Here is a 23,996-nt window from a genome sequence, read left to right as displayed (position 1 = left end):
GATGATTCTTCATGGGTTACCAGGCTTTTCACTCAGTCCAGGCCAAAGAATTCGCGGATTTTTTTGCCGATCGCGGCGCTGCCCTGCGTCTGCCGGGCTTGCTCGTCGCGCCCTGCTTGATAACCCCGTTCCAGGTCGTCGAAGCGTCGCAGGCGGCTGGCCAGGGTGGCCGACAGGCTGTCGGCGAGTTCCGGGCGCTGGCGAATGATTTCCTGGAAGCCGTCCTTGTCGAGGCGGTAGGCTTCGACGTCGCTCGTCGCGACGACGGTAGCCCGACGCGGCGCCCCGGTCATCAGGCCGATTTCGCCGAAAACGCTGCCCGGGCCGCGCTTTTCGAGCAGGCGGCGGGGCCCCTCGGGCGGTTGCCACCAGGCTTCGACTTCGCCATCGACGATGATGTAAAGCCAGTGGGCAATGGCACCTTGGCGGGTCAGGATGTCGCCGCGGGCAAAGGGCGCATTGATCAGGTGTTCGGCGAGATGCTGTTTTTCGCTGTCTGACAGGCGGGCGAACAGTTCGATGCTGGCGATTGCCTGCAGGCGCCGCTTGAGTTCGCGGTTCTGGACCGTTTCCCGGTGCGCCGTGCCTTCCTTGACCAGGTGGATGATGTGGTCGTCGGTGGCGAGGCGGATGCCGCTGCGCTGCAAAGTGGCCAGCACATGGCTGCGGACCTCGGAATCGGTCGGGTCGTCGAGTTTTGCGTCCAGCAGCCAGTAGCGCAGCACGTAATGGGCGTAGCCCGGCCCGAAGCTCATCAGCACGCAATTGGGCGGCGGTGTCTGGGCGACATGCGGGATGGTGGCGGCGGCGAGGTCGGATTCGATCAGGCGGATCAGGCGGCCGGGCGGCACGGCGAGGTCGATGTTGAATTCGATGCTGCGGCGCCAGGCCGGATACTCGGCGTTCTTGTCGCACAGCACGTAGTAGCGGCCCTTCATCAACTGGCTGTTGGGGACGATGGCCTTTTCGCCGTTGCGGGTGACGATCGCCGTGTACCGCCATTGAATGTCGGTGACCTGGCCGGAGAGGTCGTCGATCTTGATCCAGTCGCCGATTTCCAGTGAATTGTCCATCTGCAGCGCGAGGCCGCCGAGCAGGTTGCCCAGCGTGTCCTGCATCGAAATGGCGAGGACGGCGGTGAGGATGGCCGAGGTGGCGAACAGGTGGGTCAGCTCGACGCCGGACTGGTTGAGGCGGAAAAAGGCCCAGCCGATATAGCCGATGATGACCAGGATGTCGGCCAGGATGCCGGAAATCCGGAGATGGACGCGGGGCAGGGCGACATTGAACCAGGCCAGGCCGATGAAGCGGATCACCGCCAGGCCTTCGCCGAAGATGCTCATCTGGCGCAGCAGGTGGGCGACGGCCGAGAGCCGGTGCTCGGAGAGCATGAGGCCGGCGAGCAGGTCGCCGAGCAGGCAGGCCGAGAAAAAGACGCTGGTGTTGATCAGCGAGCGGCGCATCGCCTTCAGTGGGCGCAGGATGAAGAGCAGCGCGACGACGATGGCGATCGTCGCGTAGGGCGCTTCGGCGCTCAGGTAGGGGATGCTCAGCATGGTCAGCGCAGGCTGATCACCTTCCAGCCTTGTTCGGTGCCGTACTGGTGCAGTTTGTCGTCGGGATCGACGGCGACCGGCGTCTTGACCTTACGCATCAGCGGCAGGTCGTTGTGCGAGTCGCTGTAGAAGAAGCTGTCGTCAAAGCTGTCCCACCACAGGCCGAGCGATTCGAGCCAGGCTTCGACGCGCTCGATCTTGCCGGCCTGGAAGGACGGCGTGCCGCGCGGGGCGCCGGAAAATGCCCCGTTGGCGAGGTCGACCGCCGGAATCGTGCCGATCAGGTGCGGAATGCCCAGTTCGCGGGCAATCGGGCCGGTGACGAAGCTGTTGGTGGCGGTGACGATGGCGCACAGGTCGCCGTTGTCGAGGTGCTGTTTGACCAGTGCGCGGGCGGGAGCACCGATGATCGGCCGGATGTGCCGGGCCATGTATTCGCGGTGCCAGGCATCGAGTTCGGCGCGACTGTGGCGGGTCAGTGGTGACAACTGGAAATTGAGGAATTCGTAGATGTCGAGCGTGCCGGCCTTGTAGTGCTCGTAGAACTCGATGTTTTTGGCTTCCTGGATTTCGCGGTCGACGACGCCCTTGGAGATCAGGAATTGCGCCCACTCGAAGTCGGAGTCGCCGCTGAGCAGGGTGTTATCGAGGTCGAAGAGGGCGAGATTCATCACGAATTTTCCAGGTTGAGCAGTTCGCGCAGCAGGGGCAGCGTGACCGGGCGTTTTTGTTCGAGGGTGTATTGGTCGAGGGCGACGACCAGCATCGACAGCGTGCGCATGTCGCGCGCGGCGTGGCGCAGCAGGTAGTTGATCGCTTCCGGCGTCAGCTTGAGGGCGCGTTCGCGGGCCTGGGCGGCGACCGCTTCGGCCTTTTCGCCATCGGTCAGCGGCTGCAGCCGGTAGATCAGGCCGGAGCCGAGGCGGGTCCGCAGGTCTTCGCGCAGCGCGAGGTGGGCCGGCGGCTGCGGTGCTGCGGTCAACAGGCGTCCACCGGCCATTTTCAGCCGGTTGAAATGGTTGAACAGTGCGATCTGGCCGTCGGCGTCGAGCGCCTCGACATTGTCCACCGCCAGTTCGGCAATTTCGCCGACGCCCTTCAGCGAGCGGTTGGTCGCCGCATCGACGTAGCCGAAGTTGCTGGCCTGCAACAGGTGGGAGCGGCCGCAGCCCGATTCGCCGTAGAGGCAGAACGAGGTGTCGCCGAGGCCGCCGGCCAGCCATTCGGTCAGCGCGGTGACGGTTTCCGCATTGCCGCCGGGGACGAAGTTATCCAGCGTCGGGGGGCTTTCGGGCAGCAAGTCGAGAATCAGCTGGCGCATCGGGACATCGGAACGAAACAGGGGCCGCGATTTTAGCATTGCTGCCGGCCTCGGCCCCGCTTTCGCCGGCCGGGATGAAGTCGGCCAGCCGCTGCTCGCTGTGGCGCAAACGGGAGGCGACAATGCGGCCGTCGGCGAACGCCTGTGCCGCGCCGTAAATGGCCCGGTAAACCTGGCGCGGATCGTAGGAAACCAGCACCAGATCGACGCCAGCGGCCAGCGCCTCGGCCGCCACCCGGCCGAGGCCGATGTCGTAGACGGCGCCCATGTTCAGATCGTCGGTAATCAGCACGCCTTCGTAATCCCAGGCGCCGCGTAGCAGGCCGTCGACCACTGCGGCCGAATGCGAGGCGGCGCGCTGCGGGTCGATGGCGGCCAGCTTGACGTGGCCGAGCATCATCGCCGCCCCGGGCTGGCCGGCCAGTTGCCGGAACGGCTGCCAGTCGCCGGCCAGTTCGGCCGGCGTTTGGTCGAGGCGAGCGGCGCGCAGATGGGTGTCCTGTTCGACCCGGCCGAGGCCGGGGAAGTGCTTCAGCGTGGCGCGGATGCCGCGTTCGCCCAAGCCTTCGACATAGCCGGCGGCGACCGTGCCGACCGTGGCCGGGTCGGCGGCGATGGCGCGGGCCGCTAGCCGGGTCAGGCGGTCGTGCGCTTGGTCGGCGCCGGCCGGTCGCAGGTCGACGACCGGGCCGAAATTGAGATTGACGCCGAGCGCCGCCAGGCCTTGCCCCTGCCGTCGGCCGTAGCGGCGGGCGCAAGCGGCGGGGTCGCCGGCGCCGACCAGGCTGGCCAGCGGCGGCAGGGCTTCGAGCAATGGCGACAGGTGCGAGACCGGGCCGCCTTCCTGGTCGCCGGCGACGATCAGCGGCGGCAGTTCGGCCCGTTGGCGGACGGCCTGCAGTTCGGCGATCTCGGCCGCCACTTCGGCCAGCGTCCGGCCGCGCAGGTTGCGCCGGGTCAGGTAGATGCCGCCGATCAGGCCGTTCGCCGCCAGTTGGCGGACTTCGGCGAAGTCGCTGTAGCCGACGATGAAATGCCGGCCCACCGCCTGCATCGGCGGGCCGCCGGCCAGCACGGCGGCCCGCTGGTACTGGTATTCGCCTTCGCGGCCCAGCGTCACGACGAGCACCGCCAGCAACAGGACGACCGGCAGGCGCCCCGGCCAGCACCGGCGCCAGAGCAGGCCGCCGATGGCGAGGCCGAGCAGTAGTGGCGTTTCGACATGGCGCAGGCCATACAGCAGCGGATGTTTCAGGTGCCAGGCGAGCGTCAGCAGCAGTACCGGCACCAGCAGCAGGCCCAGTCGGCGCAGGCGCGGGGCCGTGTTCATGCCTCACCCTCGCCAGCGAGTTGGGCGCCGAGGCGATACCAGTTGAGGCGGCGGGTGGCGAGCATGGTGGCGCCGAGGGCGAGGAAGAGCAGCACGCTGCCCATCAGCAGGGCGTTGTCCTCGGAGAGCAGAACGCCGTAGAGCACGCCGTAGAGGCCGGTCAGCCCGCCACCGAAGGCGAGACCCTGGCGCATGCCACCGAGCGCGCCGGCCAGATAGGTGGCGATCAGTCCGATGCAGGCGACCGCCGACAGGCCGTAGGCGGCGTAGAAGGGCAGGTGTTCCGAGAAGGCAATGAGCAACAGGAAGAAGATGGCCAACGCCAGGCCGACCAGCAGGTATTGCATCGGGTGGATCGGCGAACGGCGCAGGATCTCGGTCAGGAAAAAGCCGGCAAAGGTCAGCGCAATGAACAGTACGCCGTATTTGACCGCCCGTTCCGACTGTAGATAGACATTGACCGGATCGACGAAGTCGATGCTCAGATACTCGCCGCGCGCCGGATTCAGCGTCGCCTCGAAGTTGCGCGCCAAGTGCGAAATTTCCCAGCGGGCGCCGAAGCCATCCTTGTTCACCGTGCGGCTGCCGGGCAGGAAGCGGCCGCCGAAGTTCGGGTGCGGCCAGGCCGATTTCAGCTCGATGTGGTTGGCCTCGCCGGTCGGCGCGATGGCCAGCCGGGCGGTGCCGGTCAACTGCAGCGGAAAGCTGAAATCGAAACGGTTTTCGCGCTGGATGTCGAGCGGGCCGAGTTCGATGCTCAGCCGGCGCACGGCGGATTCCGGCTCGCCCTTGCCTTTGCTGCCCGGTGAGGCAAAGCGGTAGGTCTTGCCGTTGATCAGCACCTCGGGGTCGTTATTGACGCCGCGCGGGTCGGCAATGCCGAGCAGCAACTGGGCGCTGGCTGCGAGGATGCGGCCGCCGCTGCGCGCCTCGCTCAGCGGCTTGATGACGAAATGGCCGCTGCTCGCCAGGCCGAGGCGGAACAGCCGGGCCTGGTAGATCCCCCGGTTGCGCGTCTCGACCACCGTTTCGCCGCTCATGTTGAGGCTTTCCGGCGGCAGCAGAAGGCTGCGGTCGACCACCTGCAAACGGCTTTTTCCGGCCGCGCCGGCTTCGCCTTCCGGAATCGGCACTTCGACCTGTTCCCGGTAATGCACGGCGATCACCGGCCCGACCAGCGTCTGCTCGCCGGCCGCGCTGTTGGCGATGCTCGCCTGCACCTCGTTCTGGCGCTGGCTGCGCTCGCGGATCTGGCCTTCGATCAGACCGAGCGGGACGAGCAGCAACAGCGACATGAAGCAGATCGCGGCAATCTTGAAGAGCAGTTTCTTGTCCATTTCAGGCTCCCTTGTTTGAAAGTGAGCCCAGTCTCGGCCTGCTGTGTGAACGCCTGTCGAAGCCGGCGTGAAGCCGTGTGAAGCGGGCGTGAAGCCGGGTTTTCGGCTGGCCGGGCGAGGGTGGCGGGCGGTCACCGGATGCCGGTACACCGCGCTTTGACAGGTACTATCTGTCTTTGCCCATAGAAAGAAGCAATTCAGGAATGCAAACAGAAGTCAAAGAGAAGCCCGTCTACGCCGTGGTGGCGTCCGTCCAGCTGCCCCAGGTCAGCGACATTGAATTCGAGGCCTCGCTGGCCGAACTGCGCGAACTGGCCAAGACGCTCGGTTACACGGTGGTCCGCACCTTCATCCAGAAGCGGGGCAGTTTCGATACGACGGGTTATCTCGGGATCGGCAAGCGCCAGGAAATCGAACACTTCGTAAACCACGAAGCCGAATGCGAGATCGAGGCCGTGCTGGTCGATCACGAAATCTCGCCGTCGCAGGCTCGCAATCTGGAAAAGGAAACCGGCTGCGGCGTCATGGACCGCACCATGGTCATCCTCGAAATCTTCCACAACAACGCCCGCTCGCGCGCTGCCAAGGCGCAGGTCGAAATCGCCCGCCTCGGCTACATGGCGCCGCGCCTGCGCGAAGCCGCCAAGCTGGCCGGACCGCAGGGCCGGCAACGCAGTGGCGTCGGCGGCCGCGGCGCCGGCGAATCGCACACCGAACTGGATCGCCGCAAGATCCGCGACCGGATCGCCGAACTGCAACTGGAAATCGTCGCCATGGAAGCCGAGCGCAAGACCCAGCGCGCCCGCCGCCAGGAACGCCAGGGCCTGGCCAGCGTCGCCCTGGTCGGCTACACCAATGCCGGCAAATCGACGCTGATGCGCGCCCTGACCGGCAGCGAAGTGCTGGTCGCCAACAAGCTGTTCGCGACGCTCGACACCACGGTGCGCACGCTGCACCCGGAAAGCGTGCCGCGCGTGCTGGTCAGCGACACCGTCGGCTTCATCAAGAACCTGCCGCACGGCCTGGTCGCTTCGTTCAAATCGACCCTCGACGAAGCGCTCGATGCCGGCCTGCTGCTCCATGTCATCGATGCCAGCGACCCCGGTTTCGAGCGCCAACTGGAAGTTACCGACAAGGTGCTGGCCGAGATCGACGCCGACACCGTGCCGCGTCTGCGCATCTTCAACAAGATTGACCATGTCGGCGACGCCGCGGCGCAGGCCGAGTGCGAAGCCGCCCTGCGCGCCAAATACCCGGATTGCGTCGTGATGAGCGCCCGCCGTCCGGACGAAGTGGCGAAGCTGCGCCTGACCATCATTGCCTTCTTCCAGCAGGGGCTGGTCGAAGCCGAACTTTTCCTGCCCTGGTCGGCCCAGCAGTTGCGCAAGGACATCTACGCCAGTTGCCAGGTGCTGGAGGAACGGGCCGACGAAGACGGCGCCTTCTTCCGCCTGCGGGGTGAAGCCGAGGCGATCGAGGGTTTGCGCGGGCAGTTTGCCCAGGCGCAGCCCGGCTAGGTTTCGGCGAGGCGAAAAAAAGGGCATTTCCGGCGGTCGACCGCCGGAAATGCCCGTATTTTGCCGGTTGGCGCCTAGGCGCCTTGCAGGCCGCCCGTCCCCGGGCCGCCGAGCGGCAGCAGCGAGCGGGCCGGCACGATCAGGCGCTTTCTCGTTCCGCCACCCAATGTCCGTTCAACTTCCCACATGGCGAGGCCTTTGACCACGGCGACTTGTTGGATCGCCGTTACAACCTCGCCCAGCTTGATGCAAAGGTATTCGGTGCCGCGCTCAATAGCTGTCGTCATCTTCATTCGCTTGAATCTCCGGTGGTCATCGAGTGAGTCATCCTAGTTCAGGATGGTGAAAATATTAACGAGTAAAAACATAATGCATCGTTCGATTAAATCGAATGATCTGTGTCAGATTTGGTTTGCCTGCGGTCAGACGGAAATCTTGAAAGTGACCGAAAGATTTTATCGATTTCTCGATACCATCTACTCACTTTAGCGCATGGAGTTGGACAATTTTTATGAAGCAGATTGGCCGGGACAACGCGTCGGGGAAAGTCGTCCGATGAGCATCACTCCCTTCCAGGCGCTGGCCTGCCCGCTCGATGGCGCTCCGTTGTATTGCCAGGGCACGAGCTGGCGTTGCGCCGCCGGGCACAGTTTCGACATTGCCGCGCAGGGCTACACCCACCTGCTGCCGGTGCAGAAAAAACGCTCGCTCGACCCGGGGGACAGCAAGGAGATGGTCGCCGCCCGCCGGCGCTTCCTCAATGCCGGCAACTACCAGCCGATTGCCGCGGCGGTCAGCCGGGCCGTGCTGGCCGACCTGCCGGCCGCCGCCAGTTGCCTCGATGCCGGTTGCGGCGAGGGCTACTACATGCGCCAGTTGGCAGCGGCGACGACAGCGGACGGCCAGAGCCTGGCCATGCTCGGCCTGGATATCTCGAAATGGGCGGTACTCTCGGCCGCCAAGCAGGACAAGCGGCCGAACTGGGTGGTCGGCAGCAATGCCAATCTGCCGGTGCTGCCGGGGACGCTCGATCGGCTGTTGTGCATGTTCGGCTTTCCGGTCTATGGCGAGTTTGCCCGCGTTCTCAAGGCCGGTGGCCGCTTGTTGCAGGTCGATGCCGGGCCGGATCACCTGCGTGAATTGCGCGAAATAATCTACCCGGTGCTGAAGCCGGAGCGCCCCGCCGACCAGCAGACGCCGGCCGGCTTTACCAGCCTGGACAGCGAAAGCGTCCGCTTCCCGCTAGACCTCAGCGGCCAGGAGCAGATCGCCGACCTGCTGGCGATGACGCCGCATCTCTACCGGGCCAGCGCCGAAGGGCGGGCCAGGGCGGCAGCGCTGACGGCGCTGTCGGTGACGGTGGATGTCCGCCTGACGTGCTTTGTGCGGAACGCGGCGGATTGACGTAAAAAAGGCGCCGACCAGCGGACTGGTCGGCGCCTTTTGGCTTTGATTGGCCGGCTTTATTGCCAGCTGATCAGACCGTAGTTCTTCTTGCCGCGGCGCAGGATGGTGAAGCGGCCGTAGAGCAGTTCTTCGCCGCTGATGACGTGTTCCAGCGCATCGACCTTGTGGCCATTGACGGCAACGCTGCCGCCCTGGATGAAGGTGCGGGCTTCCGACTTCGACTTGGCCAGATTGGCCGCGACCAGCGCGTCGATCAGGCTGCCGTTGGCTTTGTCGAGTTGAACGCCGGGCATGCCGTCCTGGGCCAGTTGTTCGAGGTCGTTTTCGGTCAAATCGGCCAGTTCACCGGAGAACAGGCTGGCGCTGATGCGGCGGGCGGCCATCAGCGCGACCTCGCCGTGCACCAGGCGGGTCGCTTCCTCGGCCAGGATGCGCTGGGCTTCCGGCTTGCTGCCGCTGGCCTTGTCGGCGGCTTCGATCTCGTTGATGCGGTCGACCGGCAAAAAGGTGAAGAATTTGAGGAATTTGTAAATGTCGGCATCGGCCGTGTTCAGCCAGAACTGGTAGAAGGCGTAGGGCGAAGTCTTCTTCGGGTCGAGCCAGATGGCGCCGGATTCGGTCTTGCCGAACTTGGTGCCATCGGCCTTGGTGATCAGCGGCACGGTCATGCCGTAGACCTGGTGATGGTGCAGGCGGCGGGTCAGGTCGGTGCCGGCGACGATGTTGCCCCACTGGTCGGAGCCGCCGATCTGCAGCACGCAGCCGTGGCGCTTGTACAACTCGGCGAAGTCGTAACCCTGCAGCAGGCTGTACGAGAACTCGGTGTAGGAGATGCCCTGGTCCTCGCGCACCAGGCGCTGCTGCACCGATTCCTTCTTGATCATGGCATTGACCGAGAAGTGCTTGCCGATGTCGCGCATGAATTCCAGGCAGTTCATGCCGCTGAACCAGTCGTAGTTGTTGGCCATGATGGCCGGGTTGGCGCCTTCGAACTTCAGGAAGGGTTCGACCTGGCCGCGAATCTTGCCGACCCAGCTGGCGATGACGTCCGGCGTGTTGAGCTTGCGCTCGGTGGCCTTGAAGCTCGGGTCGCCGATCATGCCGGTGGCGCCGCCGACCAGGGCGATCGGCTTGTGGCCGGCTTCCTGGAAGCGCTTCAGGATCAGCACCGGGACCAGGTGGCCGAGGTGCAGGCTGTCCGCCGTCGGATCGAAGCCGCAATACAGCGTCACCGACCCTTTGCCCAGCAGCTCGTCGAGCGTTCCGGCATCGGTCAGCTGGGCGATCAGGCCACGGTCATGCAGGTCCTGAAGCAGGGGGGACTGGTACATTGCGTTTTCTCCACAGGGCGGGCGCCTTGAGTCAAAAACCGGCGCCAAAAAATCGGACCCGCGATTTTAGCAGAGGCCGACGGCGCCCGGACCTAAAGGCAGGCATTGCTGTCTGACTCAGCAAGATACGAAACACGACATTGACCCGATGAAAACCCTGCTTATCGTCTATCACTCGCTGACCGGCGGTGCATTGCAAATGGCCAAGGCGGCGGCCTCCGGCGCGGCGACCGAGCCGGAGGTCGTTCCCCGTCTGCTGCATGCCGCCGCCGCCGGGGGCGACGATGTGATCGCCGCTGATGGCTATCTGTTCGCCACGCCGGAGAACCTCGGCGCCATGTCCGGGCTGCTCAAGGATTTTTTCGACCGCAGCTATTACGCTGCCCTCGACCGGATCAACGGCCGCCCCTATGCGACGCTGATCTGTGCCGGCAGCGATGGCGCCAATGCCGCCCGCCAGATCGAGCGCATCGCCACTGGTTGGCGGCTGAAGGCGGTCGCCGAGCCTTTGATCGTGTGCACCCATGCCCAGACGCCGGAGGCCATCCTGGCCCCCAAGAAAATTCCACCCGATGAACTGGCCCGTTGCGCCGAGCTTGGTGCTGCGCTGGCGGCGGGTCTGGCAATGGGCGTCTTTTAGTACGCCCCTAACTTTTCCCGAATCACGACCTATACTGAAAGTGCCCCCCAGAGAAATCGAGCCAAATTGCTCTGATGCTTGGATCTCAGTTCAGGATGCCCGGTTTCTGGAGAGGAAGTCCTCAACCCTTGGCAGAAGCCAAGATCAAGTTGGGCCGGCGAAAATGGCCGTTGGGTCTATCCGATCAGCAACCGGACTTCCCATCGGCCATTCGTTTTGAGGGGGACCTCAAAAATTCTTGTTAAAGTGTTCCGATGAATTTCCTGGCCCATGCCGTTCTCGCCGAAAAAACACCCGCCTTGATGGTTGGTGGCGTGGTCGGTGACTGGATCAAAGGGCTGCTGCCCGGCGACCTGCCAGCGGATTTGGCGCAAGGGGTCGCCTTGCACCGGGCCATCGACGGTTTTGTCGAAACCCATCCTGCTTTTTGTCGTAGCCGCTCGCGAATCTCGCCAGCACGGCGGCGCTATGCGGGCGTGTTGGTGGACATCTTTTACGATCATGTTCTGGCCCGCGATTGGGCGCGCTTTCACCCGGCAGTGCTTCCATCGTATTGCCAGTCGGTCTATCGTCAGATTGAGGCTCGCCTAGACGATCTGCCCGAGTCTGCGGGTTTCGCGATGCGCTTGATGGCGCAAGAGGATTGGTTGCAGAGCTATGCCGAATTGGACGGCATGGCCGACGTGCTAAGCCGAATGGCGCAGCGCGCCCGGCGGCCGAATCCTCTGCTTGGCGGAGAGGCGGAGTTTCTGGCCGACGCTGCTGGATTCGCGGCAGATTTTGAATACTTGCTGGCTGATGCCAGGGTGTTTGTCGATCAGTGGCAAGCTGGCAGTGGCGCCGCCAGCGCAGGTCCGCACTGAGTACAGATTGGCCTGCGCTTTATGTGCCTATCTGCACCATTTCGATCCGATTCCTGCCGTTTTGCTTGGCCGCATACAATTGTCGATCGACTGCCTGGATGAAGTCGGTGGTGCTCATGTGCTGGCCGGGCACGACGGTGCCGATACCGATGCTGGCGGTGACCAGTTGACCGTGCGGCGATTGGGCATGAGCGATTGCCTGTTTTTCGATCAGGCGCTGGCAGCGTTTGGCGACCCTCTGCGCACCGAGGGCATCGGTTTCCGGCAACAAAATGACAAATTCCTCGCCACCGAAGCGTGCCACGATATCGCGCGGGCCCACTGCCGCCAGGTTCAGGGTTTGCGCAATGTCGGTCAGGCATTTATCGCCCTGGACATGACCATACAGGTCGTTGAACTGCTTGAAGAAATCGACATCGAACAGGAGCAGCGATAGCGGCGACCGACTGCTGCGCGCACTTTCCCATTCCCTGTCCAGGCTGGCATCCAGCTGCCGGCGGTTGGCAATGCCGGTCAGTCCGTCCTTGAAGGACAGTGCTTCCAGTTCCTTTTGCAGGATGAGCAATTTTTCTTCGGTCTTCTTGCGCTCGCTGATGTCGAACATGAAGCCGATCAGCGATTCGACTTCGCCCTGGTCATTGCGGACGACGTGAACGACATCGCGGATCCAGACATAACCGTTTTCCTTGGTCAGCGCCCGGTAGTCAGCTTCGTGGTCGACCCCGGCCTTCGACTGGGCAATGCAGAAATTGACTACATGGTCGCGATCTTCTGGATGGATGCGCATCGCCCAGTCGTTCGCTGAGTACCAGCTCTCCTGGCTCCAGCCGAGCAGGGGCTCGATCTGTGGCCCAATGTAGGCAAATGTCATGGTTTGCCAGTCGATCTTCCACGGAATGGCTTTGGTCGATTCAAGAAGGGTTTTATACACAGCACTGTCACTGCTGAGATCGCTGACGTCAGACATGTCGCTCGCTTCCTTGATTGGGGGCGTGGTGCCGCTCCCGAATTTTTGTATTTGAGTCAGGCCGCAACGGCCTGCCTGTTGGGTGAGCCGTAGTATGGCATTGCCACCCCGGGATGCGGCAAGAGGCGGCCGATGATTTATGGCCGCGCTCGACCCTGTTGTTTGGTCTCAGGCCAGCGGCAGGCGAATCCAGGCCCGCCCGCCGCCGGCCGGATGATTCTCGAACCCCGCTTCGCCGCCATGCAGCCTTGCCACTTCGCGGACCAGCGCCAGGCCGAGGCCGGTGCTTTTGCGGCCGGTGGCCGGGCGGGGCAGGGAGTAGAAACGGTCGAACAATTGCGGCAGCGCGTAGTCGGGGGCGCCTTGGCCGTAGTCGCGGACGGTGATTTCGGCAATGCCTTCAGTGCTGGCCAGGCCGATTTCGAGGCGGCTGCCGGCCGGGGCGAATTCGATGGCGTTGTCGAGCAGGTTGAGGATGGCCTGTTGCAGCAGGAAGGCGTCGCCGCGGATGCTGGGTGCGGCATCGGCGCTCAGTTGGCAGGTCAGCTGGCGAGCGTCGAGTGGTTGCCGGCGTAGGGCGATGGCGGTTTTTAGCGTTTTTTCCAGGTCGACCGCAGCAATGCCTTCCGGCGACTGCAATTGCTCGACGCGGGCCAGCATCAGCATGCGCTCGATGATCGCCTGCAGGCGGCGGGCCTGTTCGCTGATGCTGTCGGCGAAGCGGCGGCGATCGGCGGCCGGCGGGTCGCCTTCGAGGATTTCGGCGGCGCCGATGACGGCGGTGAGCGGGCTTTTCATCTCGTGCGCCAGGTTTTGCACGTATTTCTCGACGTATTGCTTGCCTTCCAGCTTTTCGCGCATCTGGGCCAGGGCGCGGGCCAGTTCGGACAGCTGGCGGCCGCCGCTGGTCGGCGGTTCGGCCTTGCCGCCTTCGGCGACGGCGCGGGCGTAGGCGCGCAGGCGGTTGATCGACCAGCTCAGCCAGCCGGAGAAAAAGAGGCCGATGGCGGCGGTGGCGGCGAGCAACAGCAGGCCGGCCTGCTTGACGCGCTGGGCGGCGCGCTCGACGTAGGGGGCGACCGAGGACATCGGCTTGGCCAGCGACAGCACGCCGATCAGCTCGCCCTGCCAGAAGATCGGCGCGGCGACGTACATCACCGAGGAATAGGGATCGTCCGGGTCGTCGCGCGTGCTGCGCGCGCCGTACTCGCCGCGCAGCACGCGGGCGATGTCGCGCCAGCCGGAGAAATCGGCGCCGAGCGCGCTTGCCTCCGAGTCATAGACGACGATGCCTTTGGGGTTGGTGATATAGACGCGGAAATCGACGGTTTCCTTATGCACGCCGGAGATCACCGCTTGCGGGCTGCGCCGGCTGGCGGCGCGGATCGAGGCGGCGAAGCTGCCCTGGCCGATGTGCCCGGCCGACAGTTCAAGTGCCGCCATTTCGGCCAGCACGTGGGCGGTGTCGACCAGGGTTTCCTCGGTGGCCTGGCGGATGCCGGGTTCGGTTTCCTTGGTGAAGGTGTTGAGGACGAACCAGGCGGCGAGGCCGACGACCAGGAAGTAGCCGAAAAAGAGGCGGACGGAGATGTTCACCGCAGCACTACCCGGCGACGACGCTGTAGCCGAGGCCGCGATGGGTCAGGATGACGTCCTCGTCCGGGTGCAGCGCGCGCAGCTTGCCGCGCAGGGTCTTGATGTGGGTGTCGACAGTGCGTTCCAGGCTTTCGCCGCCGTCCTGCCAGACGTTTTCCATGATCTGCGTCCGGCTCAGGATGCGCCCCGGGCGGTCGAGCAGCAGCGCCAGCAGCAGGTACTCGTAGCGGGTCAGGCCGAGCCAGTGGCCGTGATAGGCGATGCGCTGGCCGTCGGCGTCGACCGCGAAGCGGCCGGCCGGGGCGGGCGCCGGCGCGGCCAGGCGCGGCTCGGGGCGCAGGCGGCGCAGGATGGCGCGGATGCGGGAAACCACCTCGCGCGGGCTGAACGGCTTGGCGACGTAATCGTCGCCGCCGAGTTCGAGGCCGACGATGCGGTCGACCTCGTCGGAACGGGCGGTCAGGAACAGGACCGGGATATCGGATTGCCGGCGCAGACTGCGGCAGACGTCGAAACCGCTGATATCGGGCAGGCCGACATCGAGGACGACCAGATCGTGGTCGCCGCGGCCGAGTAGCGCCAGCGCCTCGGCGCCGAGCGTGCAGCTTTCCGTCGTGAAGCCGTCGCTGCGCAACGCATAGGCCAGCGTGTCGGAGATGGCGGGTTCGTCATCGACGATCAGGATTTTCATGGCCGCCATGATAATTCATCCCGTTGCCATTAACGGTGGCCGGAATCCCCCGACGCGCGGCCGGGTTAGGGGAGCTTGTCGCTTTCGGGTAAAATCCTCTTTTTTTACAGCGGATATTCGCCCTTCACGGCGAGCTTACCGGACCATGACCCAGAATATTTCCCTCTCCTACCGTGATGCCGGCGTCGATATCGATGCGGGTGATGCCCTCGTCGACCGTATCAAGCCCCTGGCCAAGAAGACCCTGCGCGAAGGCGTGCTCGGTGGCATCGGCGGCTTCGGCGCACTGTTCGAAGTGCCGAAGCGTTACAAGGAGCCGGTGCTGGTGTCCGGTACCGACGGCGTCGGCACCAAGCTGCGTCTGGCCTTCGAACTGAACCGCCACGACACCGTCGGCCAGGATCTGGTCGCGATGAGCGTCAATGACATCCTGGTGCTCGGCGCTGAATCGTTGTTCTTCCTCGACTATTTCGCCTGCGGCAAGCTCGATGTCGATACCGCGGCTTCCGTCGTCGGCGGTATCGCCAAGGGCTGCGAACTGGCCGGCTGCGCGCTGATCGGCGGCGAAACCGCCGAAATGCCGGGCATGTACCCGGACGGCGAATACGATCTGGCCGGTTTTGCGGTCGGCGTCGTTGAAAAATCGAAGGCCATCGACGGCAAGTCGATCGCCGCCGGCGATGTCGTGCTCGGCCTGGCTTCCTCCGGTGCCCACTCGAATGGCTACTCGCTGGTCCGCAAGATCATCGAACGCTCCAACCCGGACATGAATGCAAAATTTGACGGCGAGCGCACGCTGGCCGACGTCGTCATGGCGCCGACCCGGATCTACGTCAAGCAGGTGCTGGCGCTGCTCGAAAAGGTCACGGTCAAGGGCATGGCCCACATCACCGGCGGCGGCCTGCTCGAAAACGTGCCGCGCGTGCTGCCGGAAAACACCGTCGCCGAACTGCAGAAGGCCGCCTGGCCGCGTCCCAAGCTGTTCGACTGGATGCAGGCCGAAGGCAATGTCGCCGAAAACGAAATGCACCGCGTCTTCAACTGCGGTATCGGCCTCGTCATCGTCGTTGCCGCGGCCGATGCCGATGCCGCGATGGCCGAGCTGAAGGCCCAGGGCGAAGCGGTTTATCGCATCGGCCAGATCCGCGCCCGCCAGGGTGACGAAGCGCAGACCGTTGTGGTCTAAACGGCTGCGACAGGCCGCTGCTCTGGCATGCGGCCTGTTGTTGTTGAATGTCGCGCCGTCGCTTGCGGCGGCGGGCAAGAAGTCGGCGGCCAAACCGGTGGCCGGCAAGTCGGCCAAGCGGCCGGTGCGCAAGCCGTCATCACCGAGGGTCGAAATCGGGGCGGCCGAAATTATCGAGAGCGACACCACCGGCCTGCATGGCTCGGCGAGTTTTTACGGCAGCGGTTTCCAGGGCCGCAAAACCTCGACTGGCGAACGTTTCGATGTCCGTCAGTTCACCGCGGCAACCAATCATTTTCCGCTCGGCAGCATGCTCGCCGTGCGTCGGCTGGATAACGACCGCTGCGCCATCGTCAAGGTCAATGACCGCATGCATACCAAGCATCGGCGGCGGGTCATCGACGTTTCGCGCAGCGTCGCCGAGTACCTCGACATGGTCCGTGCCGGCGTCGTCCTGGTCCGCGTCGCGCCACTGAAGACGGATTGGCGCGAGCAGGGGGAATTGGCCTGTCATGCGGCCTTCGAACCGGAGATTTTGTGCGATGCCTGCGGTCAACCGCCACGTTTGCCCGGTTTTCCCGGCGACAGCTAGAAACCGGCCAGCTGGCTGGCATGGCGCAATGCCATTCAGTTAATGCTTGAATCGCCACAGCACTCGGCCCACAATTAAAAGAACAGGGAGATATAAGATGGAACCAGGCTTGAACGTGTTCGTGGTTGATGACGATCCAATATTGACCGAAGTCATCAGCGCCGCGCTGGCCGGCGAATTTTCAGCCGAGACCTTTTTTTCGGCCGAGACCTGCCTGGCCCGGCTGGCCGAGCAGAAGCCGGATATCTTCATCCTCGATGTCTCGCTGCCCGGCATCGATGGCTGCGACCTGTGCCGCCGGCTGAAGGACGACTGGGATACCCAGGATATCCCGGTGCTCTTCATTTCCGCTTCCGACGACATCGAAACCCGTCTGCTGTGTTACGACGCCGGGGCCTACGATTTCATCCAGAAGCCGTTCGACCCCGCCGAACTGCAGCGCAAGCTGCGCGTTGCCGCGCTGCAGTTGTCGAGCCGGCGCAGCCTGTCCGAGCAGGCCAGCTATGCCCAGAAGACGGCGATGTCGGCGATGGTCAGCATGGGCGAACTGGGCGTCGTCCTGCAGTTCCTCAGCAAGTCCTTCGCCTGCAACACGGCGGACGAGTTGGCGATGGCCATGCTCGACGCGATGCAGCAGTACGACCTGCAGGCCGCGGTGCAGTTGCGGATCGGTGGCGGCACGCTGTCGCTGAGCAAGAACGGGCGCGATCTGCCGCTCGAAGTCTCGGTGCTCAACCACGTCAGCCACAGCGACCGCATCTTCCAGTTCAAGTCGCGCTGCGTCTTCAATTACGGCCATGTGACGCTGATGGTGAACAACATGCCGGTCGAGGACGCCGACCGCTGCGGCCGCATTCGGGACAACGGCGCCTTGCTGGCCGAGGGGGCGGATGCCCGCCTGCGGGCAATCGAGGTCGATATGCTGGCGCGCCTGCGCCGGGCCGGCATCGAGGCCGCCCTGCCGCGCGTGTACAGCACGCTGGATGGCGTGCAGGGCAATTACCGGCGCAACTGCTTCGAGCTGACCCAGGTGATGATCGAGTTTCAGGAGGTGCTGACCAAGGCCTTCATCCATCTCGGCCTGACCGAAAGCCAGGAAGAGCAGTTGAGCGGCATGGCCAACGATTTCATGCAACGGGTCGTCGGCACGCAGGATGCCGCGCTCAACATTGTCGGCCAGCTCGAATCGCTGGCCGAAGACCTCAAGGATTTGCTGCGGAACTGAGGAAAGCGGCGACCCGGGCGCTGATCTGGTCGGTCAGCGCAGGGTCAAGGCAGTCGAAATTCTCGGCTTCGAAAGAGTTGGTCAGCCAGGTGATCTGCCGCTTGGCCAGTTGGCGCGTCGCGAAAATGCCGCGGTCGCGCAGCTCCTGGCGCGGCAGCAGGCCATCCTGCGCTTCCCAGGTCTGGCGGTAGCCGACGCAGCGCATCGACGGCAAACCCAGGTCGAGCCGGTATTTCTGGCGCAGGGCGCGGACTTCTTCGTCGAGGCCGGCGAGCAGCATTTCGTCGAAACGGCGGGCGATGCGCTGGTGCAGCACGGCGCGATCGGAAGGCAGCAGGCCGATTTGCAGCAAATCGTAGGGCGGTTTCTGTTGCGCGCTGGCGGCCAGCAGTTCGGACATCGGCCGGCCGCTCAGCCGGCAGATTTCCAGCGCCCGCTGGATGCGCTGGCTATCGGTCGCATGCAGCCTTGCTGCGGTGGACGGGTCCAAAACGGCCAATTTGGCGTGCATCGCCGGCCAGCCTTCGGCCGCCGCTTCGGCATCGATTTCGGCGCGCAGTTGGGCATCAGCCTGCGGCAGGTCGGCCAGCCCGTGCAGCAGGGCGCGGAAATACAACATGGTGCCGCCGACCAGCAGGGGTACCTTGCCGGCGGCGGTGATCTCGGCCATCGCGGCCAGCGCATCGCTGCGGAAGCGGGCGGCCGAGTAGCTTTCTTCCGGCGAGATGAGGTCGATCAGGCGGTGCGGGTAGCGGGCCAGCGTGGCGCGGTCCGGCTTGGCGGTGCCGACGTCCATGTCGCGGAAGACCTGGGCCGAATCGACGCTGATCAGTTCGACCGGAAAGCGGTCAGCCAGGGCCATGGCGACGGCGGTCTTGCCCGACGCGGTCGGACCCATGATCAGGATGGCGGGAGGCAGGCGGGGCGAATTCATGGCGGCGAATCCTACCATGCACCGCCGCTGGCGCTCCGCCCTATAATCGGTGCATTACAGGGGGGAGTTTTATGTCGCTCGTACCATGCCGCGCCTGCGGCCATAAAGTCGATACCTCGGCCGAAGCCTGTCCCGGCTGCGGCGCCACCAACCCCGGCCGCAAGATGAGTCGCCAGCAGCATGACCTGATCGTGCTGCTCATCCAGTTGATCGTCGGTACCGCGTTGCTCGTCGGTGGCGGCACGCTGGCCTGGAATGCGGTTGGCCCGATCGTCAAGAACCAGCTCAGCAAGCCGGCCAACTGAGCGGCGCGGGGGCTGTCCTAGAGCGACACCAGGACGTCGCATTGCGACTCGGCGAGTACATGGCGGGTGACGCTGCCGAGCAGAAGCTGCTCGACCGGGTTTTCGCCATGCTTGCCGACGACGATCAGGTCGCAATCGAGTTCCTGTTCAAGCTGGATGATGTGTTGCGACGGGTCGCCATGCACGGCGCGCAGGCTGATTCTTTCCCCGGCGGCGCCGACGCTGTCGCGCAGGGCCTGCAACTTCTGCAGGGCAGCGGCTTCGGCGGCCACCTGGTAATGATGGATGGTGCGGTCGTCGACCCCGGCATAGCGCAGCTTGCCCTCGAAGGGCACGATGGCGGCGTGGAGCAGGATGATCTCGGCCCGTGGAGCGAGGCTTAACGCATTGCTCAGCGCCCGGTGCGACGAGGCTGAAAAGTCGACGGGCACCAGCAGCGTCTTGTACGGTTCGTGAGCGGCCTGCTTGACGACCAGCGTCGGCAGCGCGCTATGGCTGAGTATCCGTTCGGCCGTTGAGCCGAGCAGCAGATGGCGCATGAAACCGGCACCGCGGGCGCCGAAGACGAGCAGGTCGGCCTGCAGGGCCGTCGCCTGGCGGGCAATTTCTTCGAGCAGGGGGCCGGCCACGACGCAGGTGCCGGCGGCAACGCCGTGATGCCGTTGCAGGGTCGCAGCCAGTTGCTGCAATTCCTCGCGGCTGGCGTCGAGCAGGCGCTGTTCGACCTCGGGCGGAATGTCGCTGATCAGTTGTCGCAGCTTGGTCAGCGGGGCCGGCGTGCTGACGTGGATCAGGTCAAGCACGGCGCCACTGGTCCGGGCAAGCAGCGCGGCGCGCTCGGCGGCATGGCGGGCCGGTGCCGAAAGGTCGGTGGCGGCCAGCAGGCGATTCAGTTGGGCCATCTCTTCTCCTTGGCGGTTATGCCGCTGCCGTTACCGGGCGCGGCGCAAAGCGCTGCAGAACATGCTTGGTCATGCCGTGGGCGAGTTCTTCCTCGCCCAGGAAAACGGTGCCGATGCCTTCCTTGCGCAGTAGTTCGGATTCGTCCTCGTTATGCGTGCGGAGCACGATTTCGATACCGGGATTCAGTGTTCTGGCGGTATCGGCCATCTGGCGCAGGTTGATCGCGTCCGGCGTGGCGATGACCAGCATCGCGGCATGGGCGATATGGGCCTGGATCAGCACCGCCGGCTCGGCGGCATTGCCGGAGACGGCCGCCTTGCCCGTCTTGCGCAGGGTTTCGACCTGTTCGCGGTTTTGCTCGACGATGACATGCGGAATGTCCATTTCCTGCATCGCCTCGGCAATACGCCGGCCGACCCGGCCATAGCCGACCAGCACGACCTGGCCTTCGAGATATTTGCGTTCCGTGCTCATCGGCAACTGGGCGTAGGGGTCCTCGCGGGACTCCAGGTTGCGGGCCAGCGCCGAGTAGCGCAGGGCCCATTGCCTGATCGGTTCGACCGCGGCGAAGACGAAGGGGTTGAGCGCGATCGAGATCAGGGCGCCGGCCAGCACCAGGCTCATGCCTTCGGTCGAGAAGAGGCCGAGCGATAGGCCGAGGCCGGCCAGGATGAACGAAAACTCGCCGATCTGGGCCAGGCTGGCGGCGACGGTCAGCGCGGTATTGAGCGGATAGCGCAGGGCGAGGACGAGGCCGAGGGCGGCAATCGACTTGCCGATGATGATGATGGCGACCACCGCCAGCACCTGCAACGGCTGTTCGAGCAGGATGGCCGGGTCGAACAGCATGCCGACCGAGACGAAAAAGAGAACCGAGAAGGCATCGCGCAGCGGCAACGATTCCTCGGCGGCGCGATGGCTGAATTCGGAATTGCGCATCACCGTGCCGGCGAAGAAGGCGCCGAGCGCGAAGGAAACGCTGAACAACTGGGCGGCGCCGTAGGCGATGCTGATCGCGGCGGCGATCACCGCCAGCGTGAACAGTTCGCGTGAGCCGGTGCGTGCCACCTGCCAGAGTAGCCAGGGTAAGGCGCGGCGGCCGACGATCAGCATCAGGGCGATGAAGGCGGCGACTTCGAGCAGGGTCCGACCGATGGTCTGCCAGAGCGGTGCGGCGCCGTCGGCCGGGCCGCTGCCGCCGAGGACGCCGGCCAGCGGCGGCAGCAGGACGAGAATCAGCACGGTGGCGAGGTCTTCGACGACCAGCCAGCCGACCGCGATGCGGCCGTTCATGCTTTCCAGGATGCCGCGCGATTCGAGCGCCTTGAGCAGCACGACGGTACTGGCGCAGGACAGCGAGAGGCCGAAGATCAGCGCGGCGCCCATGCTCCAGCCCCACCAGAGGCCGATGCCGAGGCCGAGGACGGTGGCCAGGCTCATCTGGACGACGGCACCGGGCAGCGCGATACGTTTGACCGAGAGCAGGTCGTCCATTGAGAAGTGCAGGCCGACGCCGAACATCAGCAGCATGACGCCGATTTCCGAAAGCTGCGAGGCGGTGCTGATGTCAGCGACAAAACCTGGCGTTGCCGGGCCAATGACGATGCCAGCCAACAGATAACCGACCAGTGCCGGAACTTTCAGTCGTTCGGCGATAAAGCCGAAGATCAGCGCGAAACCGAAGGCGGCTGCCAGGGTGGTGATCAGGGCGACGTCATGTTCCATGCAGGGGCCATTCCTCAAGTATCGCCGGCGACCATGCGGGTTATTCCGGCAACGGCGGGGGTTCGTCGGGGCGGTGCCGCTCATTTTTCGAACGGTGCCGGCACTGCTTGTTCGATGATTTTGCAGTGATTTTCACGATTTTCGCATAAGCCGGAGAGGCGGCCCGTAACACCCTGTAACGCGATTTCGTGACTTAGCCTGGCCGCTGGCGGATTTTGGCGTAGGCGATGCCGATGGCGAAGGCAGCGATGGCGCTCCATTTGAGGCTGGCAACCAGGCCGGCCAGCAGGTAGAGGGCCGGTGGCTGGCTGCTGGTGGCATCAAGCAGGTAGAGGTGGAGCAGGTTCTCGCCGGCATCGAGCAGTGCGGCGCCGGGCAGCATCCAGGTCAGTAGTTGCCGGGAGCGGTCGCCCAGTCTGGCGAAAAGACCGGTGTGCCGGGCGCAGAGGTAGCCGGAAAGACCATAGCTGAGCAGGAAGGGGAAGTCGATAACGAAGTGGCTGCGGAAGCGAGTGACCCCGGCCGGACCCCATTGCGCCAGGATGGCCTGGAAGGCGGCCGGCTCGAAGGTGAACTGGAGGGCCGGAATGCTCGGCGATAGCGGCGCCGAGTGCACGGCCATGATGATGAAGAGGAGCAGGGAGAGGGCGCCGGACAGCCAGGGCAGCACGGCGCCGCGCCTCATTGGCCGCGCAGGAAGAGCTTGTCGAGCTGGTCGAGGCTCAGTTCGGTCCATGTCGGGCGGCCGTGGTTGCACTGGCCGGCCCGTTCGGTTTCTTCCATCTGGCGGAGCAGGGCGTTCATTTCCGGCACCGTTAACTGGCGGCGGGCCCGCACCGCACCGTGGCAGGCCATGGTGGCGAGCAGTTCGTTGCGGCGGGCGGTCGCTAGCTGGCTGATGCCGTGTTCGCGCAATTCGCCGATCAGCGACTTGGCCAGCGCCGCCGGATCGCCCGACTGGAGCAGGGCGGGCACGCTGCGCACGCCGAGCTGGTTGGGGCCGAGGGCGGTGATCGTGAAGCCGAGGTCGGCCAGCGCTTCGGCATGTTCCTCGACGGCGGCGATGTCGAGGGCATCGGCCGAGAAGACGGCCGGAATGAGCAGCGCCTGGGTGGCGATCTGGCGGTTGTCGAAAGCCGTCTTCAGCTTTTCATAGAGGATGCGTTCGTGCGCCGCGTGCATGTCGATCAGCACCAGGCCGCGCCCGTTCTGGGCCAGGATGTAGATGCCGTGCAACTGGGCCAGCGCATAGCCGAGCGGCGGGCCGTCGTTGTCCTGCGCCGCCGGGCTACCGCTCTGGCTATCCATCGTCGGTTGGGCGGGGGCGGAGGTGAATTGCGGGGCGCCGGCCGGGGCGTAAGCCGGCGTGCCGAGGTTCTGCGTCGCCTTGGCGAAGGCAAGGTAGGCGGCGGCCGCCGGTTCGGCGACGCCGAGTGAGCCTTGATGGCGCAGCGGCGGCGGGTAGCTGGCGCTGAAATTTGCCGTTTTGGACGTGTCGACCGCCGGGGTCGCCCCGAAAGTCGGGCGTTCGACCAGCGAGGGCGCGCTTTCGGCCTGCACCGGCGCGGCCAGCGTGCGCTGGATGGCGTGGAAGACGAACTGATGCATGGCGCGCGAATCGCGGAAGCGGACTTCGGTCTTGGCTGGATGCACATTGACGTCGACCAGCGCCGGGTCGATGTTGATGAACAGGCAGACGGCCGGCTGGCGGCTGCCGTGCAGCACGTCGCGATAGGCTTCGCGCAGGGCGTGGGCGATCACCTTGTCGCGCACGAAGCGGCCGTTGACGAAGACGTACTGGCCGTCCTTGGCGTCGGTGGCGCGGGTCGGGTCGATGGCGAAGCCGGCGATGGCGAGCGGGCCGGCGGCCGCTTCGAGGCGGCGGGCGGCGCCGAGGAAATCGTCGCCAAGGATGTCGGCAATGCGCCGGGGGCTGTCGGCCGGGGCGAGCTGGAACAGGTTGCGGCCGTTGTGGGTCAGACTGAAGGCGACATCGGGCCGGGTCAGCGCCAGGCGCTTGACGGCGTCGGCGCAATGGGCGAATTCGGTGCCTTCGGCCTTGAGAAACTTGCGGCGGGCCGGGGTGTTGTAATAGAGGTCGCGCATCTCGACGATGGTGCCGGCCATCAGCGCCGCCGGTTCCGGCTCGGCGCCAGTTTCGGCCTTGAGCTTCCAGGCGTGGCTGGCGCCCCTTTCACGGCTGCTGATGCTTAGGCGGGCGACCGAGGCGACCGAGGCCAGCGCTTCGCCGCGAAAACCGAGCGAACTGACCCGCTCCAGGTCGTCGAGCGAGACGATCTTCGAGGTGGCGTGGCGGGTCAGGGCCAGTGCCAGTTGGTCCTTGGCAATGCCGCAGCCGTCGTCGGTGATGCGGATCAGCTTGACGCCACCTTCCTCCAGATGGACCTGGATGGCCTTGCTGCCGGCATCGAGGCTGTTTTCGAGAAGTTCCTTGAGAACGGAGGCGGGTCTTTCGACCACTTCACCTGCAGCAATCTGGCTGATCAGCAGGTCGGGGAGGCGGGCAATCGTCGGCATGGGGGCATTATACCTTGGGGTAAAATGCCGGC

Annotated in this window: 23 protein-coding genes; 8 read left to right on the top strand and 15 right to left on the bottom strand. The window is 64.9% G+C overall.

All coding sequences use genetic code 11. The annotated features are described in order from the left end of the window. Positions 1–32: 32 nt before the first annotated feature. The 5 genes from AT959_RS09760 to creD are packed head-to-tail and all read right to left on the bottom strand — an operon-like array spanning position 33 to position 5,544. Positions 33–1,556 carry a mechanosensitive ion channel family protein gene (locus AT959_RS09760; protein WP_066882787.1) on the bottom strand — a complete coding sequence of 508 codons (1,524 nt, stop codon included), beginning with the start codon at positions 1,554–1,556 and terminating at the stop codon, positions 33–35. Positions 1,557–1,558: 2 nt separating this feature from the next. Next, positions 1,559–2,227, bottom strand: a complete 669-nt coding sequence (locus AT959_RS09755; RefSeq protein WP_066882786.1) for a histidinol-phosphatase — start codon at positions 2,225–2,227, stop codon at positions 1,559–1,561. After that, the gene (hda, locus tag AT959_RS09750) at positions 2,227–2,877 is read right to left on the bottom strand and encodes a DnaA regulatory inactivator Hda (RefSeq protein WP_240481801.1); all 651 of its coding nucleotides are present in this window, start codon (positions 2,875–2,877) and stop codon (positions 2,227–2,229) included. The genes AT959_RS09755 and hda overlap by 1 nt, the downstream gene beginning before the upstream one ends. Further along, entirely contained in the window at positions 2,825–4,207 is a 1,383-nt protein-coding gene (locus AT959_RS20500) for a glycoside hydrolase family 3 N-terminal domain-containing protein (protein ID WP_083518319.1), read from the bottom strand. Before AT959_RS20500 ends, hda begins: the two co-directional genes overlap by 53 nt. After that, a complete protein-coding gene (gene creD / locus AT959_RS09730; RefSeq protein ID WP_066882781.1) occupies positions 4,204–5,544 on the bottom strand; it encodes a cell envelope integrity protein CreD in 1,341 nt (446 codons plus the stop codon). The genes AT959_RS20500 and creD overlap by 4 nt, the downstream gene beginning before the upstream one ends. A 203-nt stretch (positions 5,545–5,747) precedes the next feature. On the opposite strand from creD, the gene hflX reads away from it, so the two are divergent. Then, on the top strand, positions 5,748–7,061 hold the full coding sequence (hflX, locus tag AT959_RS09725; RefSeq protein WP_066882780.1) for a GTPase HflX: 1,314 nt from the start codon (positions 5,748–5,750) through the stop codon (positions 7,059–7,061). A 74-nt stretch (positions 7,062–7,135) separates the two neighbouring features. Here the strand turns inward: hflX and AT959_RS09720 are convergent, their stop codons facing one another. Then, entirely contained in the window at positions 7,136–7,348 is a 213-nt protein-coding gene (locus AT959_RS09720; RefSeq protein WP_157651266.1) for a hypothetical protein, read from the bottom strand. A gap of 268 nt (positions 7,349–7,616) precedes the next feature. Here AT959_RS09720 and AT959_RS09715 point away from each other — a divergent pair, with 268 nt between their 5' ends. Continuing rightward, the gene (locus tag AT959_RS09715) at positions 7,617–8,465 is read left to right on the top strand and encodes a putative RNA methyltransferase (protein WP_066882778.1); all 849 of its coding nucleotides are present in this window, start codon (positions 7,617–7,619) and stop codon (positions 8,463–8,465) included. 59 nt (positions 8,466–8,524) lie between these two features. On the opposite strand, the gene tyrS is transcribed toward AT959_RS09715, so the two are convergent. Beyond that, on the bottom strand, positions 8,525–9,799 hold the full coding sequence (tyrS, locus tag AT959_RS09710) for a tyrosine--tRNA ligase (RefSeq protein ID WP_066882777.1): 1,275 nt from the start codon (positions 9,797–9,799) through the stop codon (positions 8,525–8,527). 148 nt (positions 9,800–9,947) lie between these two features. Between tyrS and AT959_RS09705 the strand changes: the two genes are divergently transcribed. Both AT959_RS09705 and AT959_RS09700 read left to right on the top strand, forming a co-directional pair. Then, a complete protein-coding gene (locus AT959_RS09705; protein WP_066882776.1) occupies positions 9,948–10,439 on the top strand; it encodes a flavodoxin family protein in 492 nt (163 codons plus the stop codon). A 254-nt stretch (positions 10,440–10,693) separates the two neighbouring features. Then, positions 10,694–11,302, top strand: coding sequence for an acyl carrier protein phosphodiesterase (locus tag AT959_RS09700; protein ID WP_066882775.1), 609 nt, complete (start codon positions 10,694–10,696; stop codon positions 11,300–11,302). 19 nt (positions 11,303–11,321) lie between these two features. On the opposite strand, the gene AT959_RS09695 is transcribed toward AT959_RS09700, so the two are convergent. The 3 genes from AT959_RS09695 to creB form a co-directional block, all read right to left on the bottom strand. Continuing rightward, entirely contained in the window at positions 11,322–12,269 is a 948-nt protein-coding gene (locus tag AT959_RS09695) for a sensor domain-containing diguanylate cyclase (RefSeq protein WP_066882774.1), read from the bottom strand. A gap of 168 nt (positions 12,270–12,437) precedes the next feature. Beyond that, positions 12,438–13,865: a two-component system sensor histidine kinase CreC gene (gene creC, locus AT959_RS09690; protein ID WP_066882773.1), complete on the bottom strand. Its 1,428-nt coding sequence runs from the start codon at positions 13,863–13,865 to the stop codon at positions 12,438–12,440. Between the two features lie 7 nt (positions 13,866–13,872). Then, positions 13,873–14,565: a two-component system response regulator CreB gene (gene creB, locus AT959_RS09685; RefSeq protein ID WP_066882772.1), complete on the bottom strand. Its 693-nt coding sequence runs from the start codon at positions 14,563–14,565 to the stop codon at positions 13,873–13,875. A gap of 136 nt (positions 14,566–14,701) precedes the next feature. On the opposite strand from creB, the gene purM reads away from it, so the two are divergent. From purM to AT959_RS09670, 3 genes are all read left to right on the top strand, one after another. After that, positions 14,702–15,742 carry a phosphoribosylformylglycinamidine cyclo-ligase gene (gene purM, locus AT959_RS09680; protein ID WP_066882771.1) on the top strand — a complete coding sequence of 347 codons (1,041 nt, stop codon included), beginning with the start codon at positions 14,702–14,704 and terminating at the stop codon, positions 15,740–15,742. A 37-nt stretch (positions 15,743–15,779) separates the two neighbouring features. Continuing rightward, positions 15,780–16,334, top strand: a complete 555-nt coding sequence (locus tag AT959_RS09675; protein WP_157651265.1) for a septal ring lytic transglycosylase RlpA family protein — start codon at positions 15,780–15,782, stop codon at positions 16,332–16,334. A 97-nt stretch (positions 16,335–16,431) separates the two neighbouring features. Then, the gene (locus tag AT959_RS09670) at positions 16,432–17,559 is read left to right on the top strand and encodes a response regulator (RefSeq protein ID WP_066882769.1); all 1,128 of its coding nucleotides are present in this window, start codon (positions 16,432–16,434) and stop codon (positions 17,557–17,559) included. Here the strand turns inward: AT959_RS09670 and miaA are convergent. Then, on the bottom strand, positions 17,537–18,493 hold the full coding sequence (miaA, locus tag AT959_RS09665) for a tRNA (adenosine(37)-N6)-dimethylallyltransferase MiaA (protein ID WP_066882768.1): 957 nt from the start codon (positions 18,491–18,493) through the stop codon (positions 17,537–17,539). The genes AT959_RS09670 and miaA overlap by 23 nt on opposite strands. Before the next feature lie 71 nt (positions 18,494–18,564). Here miaA and AT959_RS09660 point away from each other — a divergent pair, with 71 nt between their 5' ends. Continuing rightward, positions 18,565–18,798, top strand: coding sequence for a hypothetical protein (locus tag AT959_RS09660; protein WP_066882767.1), 234 nt, complete (start codon positions 18,565–18,567; stop codon positions 18,796–18,798). Between the two features lie 17 nt (positions 18,799–18,815). Here AT959_RS09660 and AT959_RS09655 read toward each other — a convergent pair whose 3' ends face one another. From AT959_RS09655 to mutL, 4 genes are all read right to left on the bottom strand, one after another. Continuing rightward, entirely contained in the window at positions 18,816–19,700 is an 885-nt protein-coding gene (locus tag AT959_RS09655; RefSeq protein WP_066882766.1) for a universal stress protein, read from the bottom strand. A gap of 16 nt (positions 19,701–19,716) precedes the next feature. Continuing rightward, entirely contained in the window at positions 19,717–21,426 is a 1,710-nt protein-coding gene (locus AT959_RS09650; RefSeq protein WP_066882765.1) for a cation:proton antiporter domain-containing protein, read from the bottom strand. Between the two features lie 193 nt (positions 21,427–21,619). Further along, a complete protein-coding gene (locus AT959_RS09645) occupies positions 21,620–22,111 on the bottom strand; it encodes a hypothetical protein (RefSeq protein WP_066882764.1) in 492 nt (163 codons plus the stop codon). Then, positions 22,108–23,964: a DNA mismatch repair endonuclease MutL gene (gene mutL, locus AT959_RS09640; protein ID WP_066882763.1), complete on the bottom strand. Its 1,857-nt coding sequence runs from the start codon at positions 23,962–23,964 to the stop codon at positions 22,108–22,110. Before mutL ends, AT959_RS09645 begins: the two co-directional genes overlap by 4 nt. Between the last annotated feature and the right edge of the window lie 32 nt (positions 23,965–23,996).

Origin of the sequence: Dechloromonas denitrificans (assembly GCF_001551835.1) — a bacterium.
GTDB lineage: Bacteria > Pseudomonadota > Gammaproteobacteria > Burkholderiales > Rhodocyclaceae > Azonexus > Azonexus denitrificans.
This window is presented reverse-complemented; position numbering and strand designations above follow the sequence as displayed.

Bases quoted from the DNA above. Each gene is read 5' to 3' on its own strand.
- AT959_RS09650 (WP_066882765.1), bottom strand. From the start codon at position 21,426: ATGGAACATGACGTCGCCCTGATCACCACCCTGGCAGCCGCCTTCGGT.
- AT959_RS09720 (WP_157651266.1), bottom strand. From the start codon at position 7,348: ATGACGACAGCTATTGAGCGCGGCACCGAATACCTTTGCATCAAGCTG.
- AT959_RS09645 (WP_066882764.1), bottom strand. From the start codon at position 22,111: ATGAGGCGCGGCGCCGTGCTGCCCTGGCTGTCCGGCGCCCTCTCCCTG.
- purM (WP_066882771.1), top strand. From the start codon at position 14,702: ATGACCCAGAATATTTCCCTCTCCTACCGTGATGCCGGCGTCGATATC.
- creB (WP_066882772.1), bottom strand. From the start codon at position 14,565: ATGGCGGCCATGAAAATCCTGATCGTCGATGACGAACCCGCCATCTCC.
- AT959_RS09660 (WP_066882767.1), top strand. From the start codon at position 18,565: ATGTCGCTCGTACCATGCCGCGCCTGCGGCCATAAAGTCGATACCTCG.
- tyrS (WP_066882777.1), bottom strand. From the start codon at position 9,799: ATGTACCAGTCCCCCCTGCTTCAGGACCTGCATGACCGTGGCCTGATC.
- AT959_RS20500 (WP_083518319.1), bottom strand. From the start codon at position 4,207: ATGAACACGGCCCCGCGCCTGCGCCGACTGGGCCTGCTGCTGGTGCCG.
- AT959_RS09695 (WP_066882774.1), bottom strand. From the start codon at position 12,269: ATGTCTGACGTCAGCGATCTCAGCAGTGACAGTGCTGTGTATAAAACC.
- AT959_RS09655 (WP_066882766.1), bottom strand. From the start codon at position 19,700: ATGGCCCAACTGAATCGCCTGCTGGCCGCCACCGACCTTTCGGCACCG.
- AT959_RS09760 (WP_066882787.1), bottom strand. From the start codon at position 1,556: ATGCTGAGCATCCCCTACCTGAGCGCCGAAGCGCCCTACGCGACGATC.
- AT959_RS09705 (WP_066882776.1), top strand. From the start codon at position 9,948: ATGAAAACCCTGCTTATCGTCTATCACTCGCTGACCGGCGGTGCATTG.
- AT959_RS09670 (WP_066882769.1), top strand. From the start codon at position 16,432: ATGGAACCAGGCTTGAACGTGTTCGTGGTTGATGACGATCCAATATTG.
- AT959_RS09715 (WP_066882778.1), top strand. From the start codon at position 7,617: ATGAGCATCACTCCCTTCCAGGCGCTGGCCTGCCCGCTCGATGGCGCT.
- miaA (WP_066882768.1), bottom strand. From the start codon at position 18,493: ATGAATTCGCCCCGCCTGCCTCCCGCCATCCTGATCATGGGTCCGACC.
- hda (WP_240481801.1), bottom strand. From the start codon at position 2,877: ATGCGCCAGCTGATTCTCGACTTGCTGCCCGAAAGCCCCCCGACGCTG.
- creD (WP_066882781.1), bottom strand. From the start codon at position 5,544: ATGGACAAGAAACTGCTCTTCAAGATTGCCGCGATCTGCTTCATGTCG.
- AT959_RS09700 (WP_066882775.1), top strand. From the start codon at position 10,694: ATGAATTTCCTGGCCCATGCCGTTCTCGCCGAAAAAACACCCGCCTTG.
- hflX (WP_066882780.1), top strand. From the start codon at position 5,748: ATGCAAACAGAAGTCAAAGAGAAGCCCGTCTACGCCGTGGTGGCGTCC.
- AT959_RS09755 (WP_066882786.1), bottom strand. From the start codon at position 2,227: ATGAATCTCGCCCTCTTCGACCTCGATAACACCCTGCTCAGCGGCGAC.
- mutL (WP_066882763.1), bottom strand. From the start codon at position 23,964: ATGCCGACGATTGCCCGCCTCCCCGACCTGCTGATCAGCCAGATTGCT.